This window comes from Tessaracoccus sp. OH4464_COT-324 (genome assembly GCF_003932855.1).
Classification (GTDB): Bacteria; Actinomycetota; Actinomycetes; order Propionibacteriales; family Propionibacteriaceae; genus Arachnia.
On sequence record NZ_RQYZ01000119.1, the window covers coordinates 1 to 406 of the forward strand.

Genomic DNA, 406 nt, shown 5'->3' on the forward strand with positions numbered 1-406 from the left:
GCGCTGGTGGGTTGGGTGAGTATGGGTGCTTAGGTTGTGGGTGTGGGGTACCTAGGTGTGGGTACTCGTTTTTCGTGTTGGTGTGTGGTTGTTGCTGCGCGTGGGTGGTGGGGGCTGGCACCATGTCTGGCATGAGCCACGGTTATTTTGACGATGAGTACGATCCTTTGGCGCCGCCGAGGTATGACGATGTTGCCGATGATGCGCGCTCTGGGGTGTTTTCTGGGGTGTGGGGTGCTGGGGATGATGCGGGGTTCGGGGATGCTGATCGGGGTATTGGTGATGGTACGGGTTTGGCGCGGGTGTGGTTTGACGAGGGGTGGTTGCCGCGGAAGGTGCGGTTGAACACGACGTGGGGTGCCCGGATTCGTTCCGGGCGGGACCTGGCCGACGCGTTCGAGCGGAT

1 protein-coding gene is annotated in these 406 nt (G+C 61.6%); it reads left to right on the forward strand.

Annotation, left to right across the window (positions count from 1 at the left end; translation table 11 throughout):
* Positions 1-131: 131 nt before the first annotated feature.
* On the forward strand, positions 132-406 hold a 275-nt coding region (locus tag EII42_RS12380; RefSeq protein WP_199729895.1), incomplete at its 3' end, for a hypothetical protein.